At 41.8% G+C, this 14,431-nt stretch carries 9 protein-coding genes and 2 pseudogenes; 7 read left to right on the top strand and 4 right to left on the bottom strand.

Features of this window, described 5'->3' with window-relative positions:
• Positions 1–20 precede the first annotated feature (20 nt).
• The 3 genes and pseudogenes from ACM0OS_RS19390 to ACM0OS_RS19380 all read left to right on the top strand — a co-directional run.
• On the top strand, positions 21–482 hold the full coding sequence (locus tag ACM0OS_RS19390; RefSeq protein ID WP_414544836.1) for a VOC family protein: 462 nt from the start codon (positions 21–23) through the stop codon (positions 480–482).
• A 227-nt stretch (positions 483–709) separates the two neighbouring features.
• Positions 710–2,584: an ATP-binding protein gene (locus ACM0OS_RS19385; protein ID WP_414544835.1), complete on the top strand. Its 1,875-nt coding sequence runs from the start codon at positions 710–712 to the stop codon at positions 2,582–2,584.
• Positions 2,585–2,618: 34 nt separating this feature from the next.
• Positions 2,619–2,999 (top strand): annotated as a pseudogene (locus ACM0OS_RS19380) (response regulator); the annotation flags it as partial.
• A 60-nt stretch (positions 3,000–3,059) separates the two neighbouring features.
• On the opposite strand, the pseudogene ACM0OS_RS19375 reads toward ACM0OS_RS19380, so the two are convergent.
• A pseudogene (locus ACM0OS_RS19375) lies at positions 3,060–4,118 on the bottom strand (transposase); the annotation flags it as partial.
• A 373-nt stretch (positions 4,119–4,491) separates the two neighbouring features.
• Between ACM0OS_RS19375 and ACM0OS_RS19370 the strand changes: the two are divergent.
• Together ACM0OS_RS19370 and ACM0OS_RS19365 are read left to right on the top strand one after the other, a co-directional pair.
• Positions 4,492–5,298 carry a sensor histidine kinase gene (locus ACM0OS_RS19370; RefSeq protein WP_414544834.1) on the top strand — a complete coding sequence of 269 codons (807 nt, stop codon included), beginning with the start codon at positions 4,492–4,494 and terminating at the stop codon, positions 5,296–5,298.
• An 88-nt stretch (positions 5,299–5,386) separates the two neighbouring features.
• Positions 5,387–5,662, top strand: coding sequence for a hypothetical protein (locus ACM0OS_RS19365; RefSeq protein WP_414544833.1), 276 nt, complete (start codon positions 5,387–5,389; stop codon positions 5,660–5,662).
• Between the two features lie 26 nt (positions 5,663–5,688).
• Here the strand turns inward: ACM0OS_RS19365 and ACM0OS_RS19360 are convergent, their stop codons facing one another.
• Together ACM0OS_RS19360 and ACM0OS_RS19355 are read right to left on the bottom strand one after the other, a co-directional pair.
• Positions 5,689–6,432 carry a class I SAM-dependent methyltransferase gene (locus ACM0OS_RS19360; protein WP_414544832.1) on the bottom strand — a complete coding sequence of 248 codons (744 nt, stop codon included), beginning with the start codon at positions 6,430–6,432 and terminating at the stop codon, positions 5,689–5,691.
• A 36-nt stretch (positions 6,433–6,468) separates the two neighbouring features.
• The gene (locus tag ACM0OS_RS19355) at positions 6,469–8,040 is read right to left on the bottom strand and encodes a metallophosphoesterase family protein (RefSeq protein ID WP_414544831.1); all 1,572 of its coding nucleotides are present in this window, start codon (positions 8,038–8,040) and stop codon (positions 6,469–6,471) included.
• Positions 8,041–8,177: 137 nt separating this feature from the next.
• Here ACM0OS_RS19355 and ACM0OS_RS19350 point away from each other — a divergent pair, with 137 nt between their 5' ends.
• Together ACM0OS_RS19350 and ACM0OS_RS19345 are read left to right on the top strand one after the other, a co-directional pair.
• Positions 8,178–9,437, top strand: a complete 1,260-nt coding sequence (locus tag ACM0OS_RS19350) for an FAD-dependent hydroxylase (protein ID WP_414544830.1) — start codon at positions 8,178–8,180, stop codon at positions 9,435–9,437.
• 513 nt (positions 9,438–9,950) lie between these two features.
• A complete protein-coding gene (locus ACM0OS_RS19345) occupies positions 9,951–12,143 on the top strand; it encodes a transglycosylase SLT domain-containing protein (protein WP_414544829.1) in 2,193 nt (730 codons plus the stop codon).
• An 84-nt stretch (positions 12,144–12,227) separates the two neighbouring features.
• Here the strand turns inward: ACM0OS_RS19345 and ACM0OS_RS19340 are convergent, their stop codons facing one another.
• Positions 12,228–14,294, bottom strand: a complete 2,067-nt coding sequence (locus ACM0OS_RS19340) for a chromosome segregation ATPase (protein WP_414544828.1) — start codon at positions 14,292–14,294, stop codon at positions 12,228–12,230.
• Between the last annotated feature and the right edge of the window lie 137 nt (positions 14,295–14,431).

Below are 14,431 nucleotides of genomic sequence, written 5' to 3'. Positions count from 1 at the left end.
TTTTCTCAAATTGTTGCCACATCTCATCTTCAACTGCCTTGTCACCCGTTAAGCTCCGAAAGGTACATCATATTGCCCTTAACGTCCAAAATATGCAAGCTTCTCAACACTTTTACGGTCATATTCTGGGTTTGCACGAACTCACCGGGGCCGAAGTACCTGCTACCCTAGTGGAACTTGTCAACGCCGGGAAAGTTGCCAATTTCGTCACCCCCGATGGCACAATTCTTGATTTATTTTGGGAACCAGAATTAGCACCACCAGATCCTAATCCAGAAAAAACTTTCACTAGAGCATACCATTTAGCCTTTGACATCGATCCGCGATTATTTGAGCAAGCATTGGCAGTATTGCAGGAAAATCACATTGCGATCGCTCATGGCCCAGTTACCCGGCCCACTGGTAGAGGTGTATACTTTTATGATCCTGATGGCTTTATGATTGAAATTCGTTGCGATCCGCACACAACATTAGTATCATAAAATATTTGGTTTTTCCAAAGTAGAATTTTGACAAAATGACCCAAAAAACCTGAATTGATCTGGATATTCCAGCTAACTTGGGTCGTTTTTTGGTATCTATCGAATGATATGTAGAACTATTTTGACAGTAAGCTAACCAGAAAACTTTCTCTGGTTCCCATGCTAGTTACACGCAATGTTTGGGAATACTTAGTTTACAAACATACATAGCAAATCCAACTAGCATCATGTTGGCATTTTTTTACTCAAACGGTTTTATTCCCCACGGACATTGTTATCTCTGGAAAACTGGACTAGTGTGGCTCCACATTATCTCTGATGCCACCATTGCCTTAGCCTATTATTCTATTCCTATTTTACTGATTTATTTTATTTCTCAACGCAGAGACGTTCCATTTAACAGAGTTTTTCTATTATTTGGTGCTTTTATCATTGCCTGTGGTACTGGACATTTAATGGAAATTTGGACGCTTTGGCATCCTGATTATTGGATTGCAGGTGGACTTAAAGCTATCACGGCCATTGTTTCTATATATACGGCATTTGCATTAATTTATCTCATACCTCAAGCTCTCACATTACCTAGTCCCACTCAATTAGAAGCTATCAATCGAGTGCTTGCAGATGAAATTGTCCAACGCAAGCGCATTGAAAAAGAATTACGCCAAGCAGAGGAAATAGCTAATAACTCCAACCAAGCCAAGAGTGAATTTCTCGCCAACATGAGTCATGAGTTACGCACACCTCTCAACGGTATTCTTGGCTATACACAAATCCTTCAGCGTACAGAATCTTTAACTGAAAAAGGCAGAAAAGGAATCAGCATTATTTATGAATGTGGCTCTCATCTATTAACCCTGATTAATGATGTTTTGGATCTCGCTAAAATTGAAGCCAGAAAGTTGGAATTAAATTCCATTGATTTTTATTTACCTGCGTTTCTAGACAGTGTAAGTGAAATTTGTCGCATCCGAGCCGAACAAAAAGTGATCAATTTTTATCTGCAACTTGACCCTGATTTACCAACAGGAGTTCGTGCTGATGAAAAACGCTTGCGGCAAGTATTAATTAACTTGCTTGGTAACGCTATTAAATTTACTCAACAAGGTAGTGTCACTTTCAAAATTAAGGTTATTAATCGAGGAGAAAATGACAATGGAAAAATCATATATAAAATTCGCTTTGAAATAGCAGATACAGGTACAGGAATGACGCCTGAGCAAGTCAATAAAATCTTTTTGCCTTTTGAGCAAGTAGGAAACCAGAAAAGACAAACCGAAGGTACAGGCTTAGGATTAGCCATTACCCAAAGAATTATTTCTTTGATGAATAGTCAGATTCAAGTAACAAGTGAATTTGGTGTAGGCAGCACTTTTTGGTTTGATTTAGAATTACCAGAATCTCGAGACTGGGCTAAGGTTTCCAGAATAGTTGAGCAAGGAACTATTCTTGGTTATCAAGGAGAAAAACGCACAATTTTGATTGCTGATGACAGATGGGAAAATCGCTCGATAATGGTCAATTTACTAGAGCCGATAGGATTTACTGTTGTTGAAGCTAGTCATGGTCAAGAAGGATGGGAAAAAATTAAAGCCCATCAGCCAGACTTGATTATTACTGACTTAGTGATGCCAGAAATGGATGGATTTGAGTTTATTAAAAGCTTGCGTCAGTCTGAGCAATTTAAAGACACATCTGTGATTGCTTCGTCAGCTAGTGTCTTTGCTGTTGACCAATATAAAAGTATTGATGTCGGTGCAGATGCCTTTCTGCCAAAGCCGATAGAAGTGGAAACGCTACTAGAATTACTGCGAAAATTTTTGCACCTGGAATGGCTATATGAAAACAAAACAAATACAACTAGCAAAACTGATGTAAATAGTTCTAATCTGTCAGTAAATATCATTCCTCCTACCCCAGAAATTTTACAAGAATTTTTTAAATTGTCCCAAGATGGAGATATTCAAACAATTTTAGAAATAGCTCAAAAACTTGCTGTATCTGATGAGCATTTAAGTGCCTTTGCTCGCCAAATCATCCAGTTAGCTAGCAACTTTCAACTCAAACGTTTAGAAACATTTATTCAACAATACATAAATTGATTTGGCGTAAATAAACTTCACCTTTACATGGATCATGAGCAAGTTTTTTAGTAACGGATTTATTCTAATTGTTGATGATAATCCGACCAATTTGTCTGTCTTATCCGCAGCACTCACTGGAGAAGGTTTACGCTTCCGTGTTGCAGTCGATGGCGAAAGTGCGATCGCCCAAGCAGAACGTAATCAACCAGATTTGATTTTACTGGATGTACAAATGCCAGGTATTGACGGATTTGAAACCTGTTGTCGCCTGAAAGCTAATCCTGTGACTCAAAACATTCCCGTTATTTTTACCACAGCCTTGGCAGATACGCAAAGCAAAACTAAAGGTTTTTCTCTGGGTGCAGTAGATTATATCCCTAAACCATTCGCTCAAGAAGAAGTTATCGCTAGAGTACGCGTGCATTTACAACTCAACTCACATCTTGCACCTGGAAATTTGAATGTTAAAACCACAACTACGTGCAAGGCAACTAAGGCGTTCAATATTGAGTAAAAGAAGATACACAACTATTTGTGGAAAAATAAATTCAAGGGCTACTTGTGCCGCTTGACCCCAATCAGGCGGTGATGCAGGCTGAAGATGAAGATAAGTCCAATGGGCAATGAGGTAGGCAGTTAGCGAAAGGATAAGCCAACGATACATACCCAGCAGAGTTCCTTGCCCAAAGCGATGCAAACCAAAACGATGCTTTGCGGTTTTGAACCATCCTTCAATCTGCCAACGACGTTTACCCCACCATTTGAGGGTAGAAGCTTTAATCGGGCGAGTAGATAAAACAAAACGTTTTTCTAGTTTGCCATTATCGCGCTTTAAGTAATACCAAGAAATAGTAACAGGAAAGCTTAAACCAAATAGATAAACCTGTTGACCCTGCTTATGTAAACGTCTTAAAAGCCTACCGTCGGCTAGCTTACGGCTAATAGCAACACCTGTAACAGCATGATATTTCAGCCGACGAACACCTTCAAGGAATTCTATACTACCAAAGGCTGTATCAGCTAAAATAATAGTCTCAAAGCGTTGGGTTAACATTTTTGGTAAACGTTGAACAAGTTTCAGTCCTAGCTGTGCAGGTGATGGAGTTCCTTTACCTCTCCAAATCCTGAAATTCCAAGGAATACGCCATTTTCCTATGACTAAATAAATAACGACTATATGTAGACCACGCTTGCCATTATAAACTCTAATCAAATCTCCAAATCCTGAAAACTTGCCGCATTTTTCTAAAGTTGTTAAGTCAATAATGACTTGTAAAAAAGGTTTTCTTCCTGGAGTAGGTAAAGATAATATCTTTAAAACTGTTTGTAATATCTGGCGGCGAACTAACCTAATCATCTCCCTAGTTGACCAAGGATTTATATTTAAAAATCGGCTAATAGCACTTGGGGATTTCGTTTTACTGTGTTGGGGTAATGGGCGGCCTTGTGCCTCTAAAAATAAGGCCAGCATTGTTTCTAAATTATCTTTTTGGTATGGCGTCGGCATCAACTCTTTGAGGTTGTAAACTAATTCTTGGGCGTGAGCAAGCATTTTCTTAGTGCTTTGTTTAATTCGGTATTTCACGCCTTTTTTCTCATGTTTTTAGTTTCAAATGCAAATCTGACGATTTTATGATGGCCATCCCCTTTGAAACGTGCAGCATCCCTGCATCTTATTGTTTTGGCAGCAAACACCGTACTAATAGTGAGTTTTAAGTATTATTGATTACTTTATTTTATTTGAACTATGCTTTCACTTACTGTAATATTTTGCATCCTTTATTCGCTTTTTGCGTGTTTACCCAGTTAGGTGCAAGATCTAAGTCAAGCAATTAACTGAATCTTTAGAAAAACAAGTCAGCGATCGCACTTCTGCTTTACAACAAGCACAAGTCAAACTGGTACAGCAAGAAAAACTCTCGACATTGGGAGAATTAATCGCTGGTATTGCTCACGAAATGAATAATCCCATCAGCTTTATCACCAACAATATCCCGCCTTTAAAGGAATACATTGCCGCAATAACCGAGCTGCTCCTACTATATGAACAAGAGTATCCCCACCCAACAGCCAAAATTACCACTTTTATTGAAGCCTTAGATCTGAACTTTGTTCTCGAAGATTTAGGAAAAATTGTGAGTTCACTTAAATTAGGATCTGAACGCATTCAGCACCTTTCTAATTCACTCCGCTGCTTCTCTCGCTCGGATAGCGATGCCAAAATACCTGCGGATTTGCACCTCGGGCTGGACAGTACGTTACTGATTTTACAACACCGCCTCAAAGGTAATGGCGATCGCCCCTCCATTGAAGTTATTAAGAATTATGGAACATTACCACAAGTAAACTGCTATGTCGGCGAGATGAATCAAGTATTTATGAACCTCCTGGCAAACGCAATTGATGCTATTGATGAAATTATTAACCAAGGCAAAATAAAAAATCACATTCCTCAAATTAAAATTACCACAGAAATAAATACACAAAATTGGGCTGTAATTCGGATTGCTGATAATGGAATTGGTGTCCCTGAGCGGATCAAACAACGGCTATTTGAACCTTTGTTTACCACAAAATCTGTTGGTAAAGGTACGGGACTTGGCTTGTCTATTTCCCATCAAATTATCGTGGAAAAACATAATGGCATCATGGAAGTCAATTCTCCCTTGGGTATGGGAACCGAGTTTACGATCGCAATTCCCATTGTGAGTCCTATGGTAAGTAATGAGTAATAGATAATAGATTTATTGGCAACTCATTTGGAGCTACTATATTTATGGTAAATAAGTAAAAAATTAACTTATTTTGATGAGAGAACCAATGCAAATGTTTCAAGTTATCGCAGAAACAATCACCAACCCACCAATTCCCCACGAACCACATAAGCAATCATTAAAAGCTTGGGCCATGTATTGTTTAAGAGATAAAGGTTTCAAAGTTGTGTATGCCCAAAATGCCGACTTTGCCATTGAACCCAAGGGCAAAGATAAGGTATATTTTAAAGTGACAAATAACGCCGAAGAAGTAGACAACTCCTGTAACTGGATAATTTGGGATAGTACAACCAAAAGTGTCAGTTTAAAACCCTTGTCATAAAACTCACACACAACCCAACTTCGTAATTACGAATTATTAGAAGTTTGCTTTTCAAACACCATCAAATGCTGTTGGGGTAATAAGTTTTTGGTTTCCCGCCAAACTAAACCAACAGCTTGCATTTCTTTACGCACTTGTTTTTGAGTCATCTTGTGCAGCCGTTTAATCATAATAAACGGATTTTCACCCCGGTACTCCACCAACACGACCCGTCCACCTTGTTTTAAGGCTTGGACAATTCCTTGCATCACTTCCTGGGGATACGCAAACTCATGATAAGCATCAACCATCAATGCTAAATCTACGCTGTCAGGTGGGAGGTTAGGATTAGTCAGTGTTGCCAAAATAGGTTCAACATTCGGAATATTTTTCTCTTGTTTGAAAAACTCAAGAATATCTAACATTTCCGGCTGAATATCTACAGCCAAAACTTTTCCCTCTGTTAATAATGGCGCCATGCGAAAGCTGAAGTAACCTGTACCTGCACCAATATCAGCCACTACATCATCGGCTTGTAAATTTAACGCACTTACTACTTTACTTGGTTGTTCTTCTCCTTCCCGACTGCTGCGTTCTAGCCAACCTACACCTGTATGTCCCATGACTTTGGCAATTTCTCGCCCCATGTAGTTTTTGCCGATACCATCGGGGCTTGGGTGCGCTAACTGTTTGTAAACGGTGTTGGTTCCTGTATCTGCAATGGCTGCGGTAGTTGGGTTAAAGAAAAAACTCCCTAGTATTAAGAAGGTAAGCAGTATCAATTGTTTCATTTTGATAAATGCAGAGGTACGCTGAACTTTTTGAGTTTAAATCACGAATGGCTGAATTTCAGGCGTGTGCCATTGTTCACCAAAACGTTCGGCTACTAAAGGTCTGACAATAAATTTGGGTGGATTACCATCTTGAACGTCAATGCGTACACATGAATACGGAAATCGCCTATATTCATTGTGACCATTCCGACCAAAAAATAGTAGGGAATCGGCAACTTTCCGCGCGGGACGACCGGGAATATCGGTAAAAATCTCCTCTAATTCAGTTCCTTCTAAACGCTGGCGTCGGGGTAAATGTCCACTACCACCGGCAATAATACAGTTGATGTGAGAATCGGCATATCCTGTATCAACTGTGCGGAGATATTCTAAACAGTGAGCGTGGCCGTTTAATATTAAATCGACTATGGGACGTTCTTTTACTAAGGAACCTAAAGTTTCTGCTACTTGTGTAAATACCCAGCGTAGGCGGTGGCGAACTGCTAAGGTTTGCGCCTGATTCCACTTTGTAGCTTCTGTAACGTAGGGTGGATGGTGAAAATAAATAATTCTTCCCCGTACTTCTGAGGTGTTCCAAGATTCGATGAGTCTGCTGCGTAACCAATCAAGTTGCTCAAAATCAATCATGGCCATAGTGTCTGAAGCCAATTGCTTTTCAATATCGATTTTGATTTCATTAATTTGGTCTAATTTGGCATTGAGATAATCGATTTTTTCCGCATCTGCTGATTTATTGGCGTTAAGTTTGTCACACGCTGCTAAAATCTGCACTTCTTCATGGTCTATCTCTTGACGACGCTTTTGTAAGGCTGTGCGGTCGATTTTACCCTCTGGAGTCTTTGGTAAAGGTGAGGGGTCGTTAAAGGTATTAGAATCTAGGGCAAAAAAGTCAATTCCACCATAACGAAAAGTATAATATCGGTTAGGAACACGGGTAAATTTTCCTGGTTGATAACGTAAGCAGCGCCCCGTGTGAGTTTTTGCAGTATAGTGTTGTTCTAAATGTAGTTGTAAATCTGCCGGTGAAGCGATCGCAGCGAGATAATCAATAAATGCCTTAGCATAAGCATCACCTTGATTTGATCCATGCCAGCCAATCTCAATATCTTTGTAACGTAGCATCCGCCGTAATCGTAGCGTACTGCCGATGAACAAACGATACATTAACGGGACATCATAGTAATCGTGATTACCCGGCACAGGCAAAAACGGCAGATTAAACACCATTTGGTCATAGGGAATCTTTTCTGGGTTGTCGCCACCTTGCAGAAATTCCCGATAAGGTTCAATAAATTTCTCTGCGTAATATTCATGGGAACCAACCGTATAAATCACATCGCCAGTGTGTAAGACAAAACTACACTCGTCTTTGTGGGGAAGCATCAGTTCCGCGACTTTGCGTTGGGGATGTTGACCATAATGCAATTTTGTCCCAGTATCACCAATTACCATAAAGGAAAATTCCGGATTATCCTCCTTACCGTCATCAATGACCATACTGGTTTGGTCGATCCCTTGTGAGACAATCTGAGGATCAAGCCATCGCACCCGTTCCTTCATCTTATGTATTTTCACAGGAATCGATGGTTCAGAAATTAACTTCATCAATCATTACTCCCAACATGAAAATTTTTCTTTTTCCTTAATCGCTAGCCTCAGCGCCCTTAGCCTCTGAATCAACTTGCTCTAAATAGCGTAATTGCGTAAAAATAATAGCTAGGATGCCTTAACTTATCTTAACAATGGCGCTCACACAGGTTCATCAAACTCTTTCTCTTCCACAAACACCACCAAATCCCCAGGGATATGATTATGATTTGGTAATTGTCGGTGGTGGAATTATTGGCTTAACCCTAGCCTCTGCTTTAAAAGATTCTGGCTTGAGTGTCCTGCTGATTGAGGCCAGAGTCGCATCAGCAGCAGTAGCCAAAGGGCAAGCCTACGCAGTTCATATGCTTTCGGCACTCATTTACCAGGGTATTGGAGTTTGGGATCAAATATCGCCGCAAATTGCCAAATATTGCCAAGTTCGCCTGTCTGATGCCGATTATCCCGATGTGGTGGAATTTGCCACAGATGATATAGGTAAGCCAGAACTAGGTTATGTCGCTGAACACCAAGCACTGCTACAGCCTTTGCAGGAATTTGTGCAAAATTGTACCAATGTGACTTATCTTTGTCCGGCGGAAGTGGTAAAAACGCAATACCAACAGGACATAGTAGCCGTAGATATCAAAATTGCTGACAAAATTCAAACAGTCCGTAGTAGATTACTGGTGGCAGCCGATGGCTCACGATCGCGGATTCGGGAAGCTGCGGGTATTAAAACCTTTGGGTGGAAATATTGGCAATCTTGTATTGTAGCATTTGTCAAACCAGAAAAATCCCACAACAATACCGCCTACGAAAGATTTTGGACTAGCGGCCCATTTGCGATATTACCGTTACCGGGGAACCGTTGTCGGATTGTCTGGACAGCCCCTCATGAAGAAGCCAAAGCCTTGTGTGCCTTAGATGACGAGCAATTTTTAGGAGAACTCAGCCGTCGCTATGGTGATCATATGGGTAAGTTGGAATTACTAGGCGATCGCTTTATTTTTCAAGTACAACTCATGCAAAGCGATCGCTATGTCCTACCTAGATTAGCCTTAATTGGTGATGCCGCCCACAATTGTCATCCCGTCGGCGGACAAGGTTTAAATTTGGGTATTCGGGATGCCGCAGCCTTAGCACAAGTAATCCAAAAAGCCCATACAGCAGGTGAAGATATCGGTAATATTAAAATCCTCAAACGCTATGAAAGTTGGCGTAAGCGAGAAAACCTGACAATCTTAGGCTTCACTGATTTGTTAGATCGGATGTTTTCTAACAACTTCTTCCCATTAGTAGTCATTCGTCGCTTAGGTTTATGGCTCATGCGGCGAGTACCCGTGTTAAAAGTGTTTGCCCTCAAGTTGATGATTGGTTTAACAGGGCGTACCCCGGAATTAGCTAGACGGTGATGGGATTGGGGTTGTGTCCTATGGTCTACCACTTCTTCTAAGATACAAGGGTATGTTGTCGCCTAACTTTTCACGGTATCTGGAAAACCTCTCTCTAAATCTCTCTCCTCGCAGGAGAGAGACTTTGATTTCCTGATTTAGAAGTTAGCGCAGCGCAACGCACCATCAATGTTTTTTGGTGCGTTAGGACTACCAATTAAAAATAAATGGGAGTTAGATTTTCCGAATTGAGTGTACACGGTAGCCCTGTTTCCCAAAACGATTGATTATTTTTTTATTTACAAGTCCCTTAACTGGCGCAGCGTATACAATTGCCCTAAAGAAACTCTAAAAATTTGCACACTATATACTAGGGATAGATGTAATTAGAGCAAGAGTGTGATTTAAAATTCAGTACTGGCAACAGTCTTGATTTTTCCAAAAATTTGCAATTTAAACTGAAAAAGTGATTACACTCATGGCCAGGAATGTTAGAGTTTCAAGAAATTCATTGGCACTTCTCAGCGAGTATTCATGCTGAAGAAACTACAAAAAAAACACATTTCTCTCATTGCAGGCGCAGCACTATTTGCCTTTTCAGCTGGGGCAATGGTGTCAGCACCCGAAATTGGCAGATCCTTGGGACAGTTTTTAAACCTAGGGCAAAGTTCTGGGCAAATATCTGATACCAACCAAGCGCAATCGGCCGTCTTTCCACTAATATCACAGTCTCCCACAGAACGAGCCGCCAACTTAGAAGCGATCGCTAACGGTTCGAGTTCACCAGACAGAGAACGGGCGCGCTATTTGTTAGCCAGTGACTTAATTGATATTAGAGAAGCAGAAAAAGCTCTCAGTCTACTTGAAGGACTAGAAAGAAGTTATCCTAGTTTGGGCCCTTACATCTTGCTCAAACAAGCCCAAGCACAGGATATATTGGGTGAAAGCGGCAAAGCTTCTGACCTGAGACAACGAGTACTCAGAGAGTATCCAGAGGAAGCTGGCGCAGCCAGATCCATGTATCTGATTGCCCTACCGGAACTGCAAGATAAGGCGATCGCAGAATTTCCTTCTCATCCCCTGACTTGGGACATTATCTATAAGCGGTTACAAGAAAATCCCAATCAGCCCCAATTGCGGTTAATCTTAGCCAAACACGCCTACAATCAACCAGGCATTGTCGGCGTACTAGATCAGCTAGTCAAACAGCCCAACCTCAAAGCCGAGGACTGGGAAACTATTGGTGCAGCCTACTGGTACAACAATCAATTTGCCAAAGCAGGTGCAGCTTATCTACAAGCACCCAAAACCCCAACCAACCTTTACCGGGCCGCACGGGGGTTACAGGTAGGAGGTAAAGAACGGGAAAAGGCGATCGCCACCTACAATCAATTGGTGCAGCAATTCCCTGAAGCCAGTGATACAGGTACAGGCTTGTTACGTTTGGCAGAAATGGCGAGAACGCGTAAAGATGCCCTGCCTTATCTAGATCAGGTAATAGCCAGATTTCCCCAACAAGCTAGTAGGGCGGTAGTCGAAAAAGCCAGAATTTATCAAGGACTCAAGGATCAAAAATCAGCGCAACAAGCTTGGCAATTACTCATCAATCAGTATCCTAATTCCAATGAAGCAGCTGAATATCGCTGGAACCAGGCCAACGAAAAAGCCCAAGCCAGAGATTACATAGGCGCTTGGGAATGGGCGCAACCAATAGCCACCAACAATCCCAATAGTATTTTGGCTCCCAGAGCAGGTTTTTGGGTGGGTAAATGGGCCACTACATTAGGCAAACAACAAGAAGCCAGAGCCGCTTATGAGTATGTCCTGAGCCAATTTCCTTATTCTTACTATGCCTGGCGATCGGCAACAATTCTGGGGCTGAATGTAGGTAACTTTGACACCGTGCGCCAACTACAACCAGAAGTAGTCCCCCAACAACGTCCTGTACCTCCGGCTGGTTCCGAGACTTTTAAAGAATTGTATTTGTTAGGTCAAGACCGAGATGCTTGGCTGCAATGGGAAACAGAATTTTTGAATAAAATGCAGCCCACTGTCGCAGAACAATTTACTGAAGGCTTGATGCGGTTAGCTAGAGGACAAAATCTCTCAGGAATTGGTATTATTTCTCGATTGGAAGACCGGGAAACACCAGAAGAACAAGCCGAATATGAAGCCCTCAGCCAACAGGTAACTTACTGGCAAGCCCGTTATCCCTTTCCTTATCAGCAAGAAATTAAAAAATGGTCTGCCGAGCGCCAACTTAATCCCTTGCTAGTTACTGCCTTAATGCGCCAAGAGTCCATGTTTGAATCGAAAATCACATCGGTGGCCGGTGCGGCGGGTTTGATGCAGGTAATGCCTAGTACAGCCGCTTGGATTGCCCCGCAAATTAAACTGGATACTAAAGCTATAGATTTAGAAGATCCCAACCAAAACATTAAACTGGGAACATGGTATTTGGATCATACTCATCAGCAATATAACAATAACTCCATGCTGGCGATCGCTAGTTATAATGCTGGCCCTGGCAACGTCTCCAAATGGTTACGAACAATTGGGAAAACAGACCCAGACGAGTTTGTCGAAGCAATTCCTTTTAATGAAACTAGAAACTACGTGCGGCAAGTATTTGGTAACTACTGGAATTATTTGAGACTTTACAACCCGGAAATTTCCGCCAAAGTAGCAAAATACTCAACTTCACACCCACCATTACCGCAAAGGTGAGATTAAACAGAGTTGTCCGTATCGTTTTCATCCACCACCTATAAGGATGGTGGTTTTCAACTTCCCGCTATTTTTTATAAAAAACTACTGCTCAACAGTCGGAGCAATTGGCGGCGTAATAGACGGAAGAATCGGCTGAAATTGTGGAGGCTCAGGATTAAGCAACTGCTGCCAATTTCTAATTTGCTCTTGCGCCGCATTGTAAGCAGTACTCCTACTAGGAATCAACTTAGCAGTTTCAATGGCCCGAGGAATATCAGAAATTCCCTGAGAACGGGCAATATCCAATAATTGCTGACTCCACTGATTAATTGAAATATTTGCATCCATCCGCAAAACGTTATTTCTGGGAATCCGATCAGCTAAACCGATAGCCTGAACCAAAGCTTCTGGTGTCCCAGCAACAGCCGCTTCCCTAGCTCTATTCCAGTTTTCCCTGGCGAGAATTTGTCCTTGCCAATCGTCTATGGCGGCCTTGGCTTCACCAGAAAGCGATCGCCCTGACGATGCAATCGGTTGAGCTGTATTAATAGCCCCACGGAAATCACCACTCCGTGCCAGTATTCTCGCCTGCTCTAAATACGGCTGGTCTTGAATGCGTTGTACACTTGCTGTCCAGGTGCGAATTTTTCTTTGTGCTTCTGGATACAAAGCCCGACCCCGACGGATTTGACCAGCTTCGGCGATGGCAGCTTGCAATGAGTTAATATCGTTGAGCCACGCCAGTTGTTGAGCGCGGTCTAATAATGGTCTATCTTCAATAGTTTCCACTTGACTACGCCAACGACTCATCTCTTTTTTTGCCTCCGAAGCACGGGGGTTACTAGTGGGGATGAGCTGTACTTCGGCGATCGCAGCTGATAAATATTCTACTGTGCCTTGGCTAGCCAGCGTCCGCGCTTTTTCTAAACGGGCGACATCTTCAATTTCCATCTGCCAACGGGCAATTAATTGCTGCGCCTGATTATAAACTGGCCTTGATGGGTCAATTTGTTGCGCCTGGAAAATAGCTGTTTCTAAACCCGATACTGTACCTATCCAGGCACTTCTTTGAGCATCCGTCAAAGCCATGAAGTCTTCAACTTCTGAATGCAACTTTGTATTATCTGGAATTTGTCTAGCAATTTCTAAAGCTGTATCTGCATCTCGTCTATCTAAACTTGCTTGGGCTAAATCCAACATTTGCCGCCCAAATGCCGGAATCAACTCCTGGGCTTTTTGATAAACATAGCTGTCTCGTCCAATGGAATCGGCTAATTTAATGGCTTCTAGTAAATTATTAACTACTTTGCTCTTAGCTAAACTTTCAGCTTCTGCTAACTTCGCACTATCTTCCCTAGCTGTGGTAATTAATGCATTTAATTGATCATACTTAACACTAGACCAGTATCTATTATCTACACGCAGTAACTTGGCAGATAGCAAAAATGCCGATTGCCAACGTCTTTGCTCTAGTTCCGCTTCCGCATTTTTGTATATATTTTCTGCCTGAGACCAAGTTGACTCCCATTTAGTAATTTGTTCATCTACTAATTTATAAGCTGAGAGGTCTTGAGGTATCTTACGTGCCGTGGCGATCGCTTCTTCTAAATCACCTGCTTGAAAACTTTGATCTGCTAATTGGAGAATATCCTGTGACCATTCTGCGACAAAACGATCAATTTCTCCCCGTAAAGGATGCTCTTGTGGCAGTTCCCTCACTAAGGCGATCGCTTGCAATAAATCATTAACATTCTGTTTAGAAGCCGCTAATTGAGCGCAATGTAACCGCACTGAGGCACTAGCCAACGGCCAAAAAATTGCTGGGCAACTAGGCGCAGTTGGTAGCTTCAGCAGGATTGCCATGGCCAAAAATCCCACACTACCGGGAATTAATGTCAGAGCTATTGCCCACAACACCCAGCTTTTCATCCAGCGCGGAAGCTTTCGAGACTTTTTGCTGGGTGAACTTGCAATTTCTGGCTGATTATTTAAAGGTAATCCGGAATTGTCTTGTGTTTGCTGCTTCACTGACTTAGAGGTAGAACCAGTAGTTGGGATGCCAAACGCTTGATTTTCACCGAACTGTGACTTTCGGAATACTTTGTTCATATCATCTGGCTCTCCCGCTCTGGTGGTGGGCCAACTTTCTGGAATATCCCGCTCTGTCATCTCTCACACCAAAATATTTGAATAGCGATCTTTTCTAGGCTGATAATTCCAATGTTGCCATAGTAACTTTCTCATGATTTAAAAGCTACTTTTTACATCTTCTCTCTCCACAGATACCACGAACAATTTAAAACTTT

This window comes from Nostoc sp. CCY0012, assembly GCF_963920855.1.
Classification (GTDB): Bacteria; Cyanobacteriota; Cyanobacteriia; order Cyanobacteriales; family Nostocaceae; genus Cyanocohniella.
The sequence above is the reverse complement of the archived record's forward strand: the minus strand, read 5'-3'. Positions and strand labels throughout refer to the sequence as shown.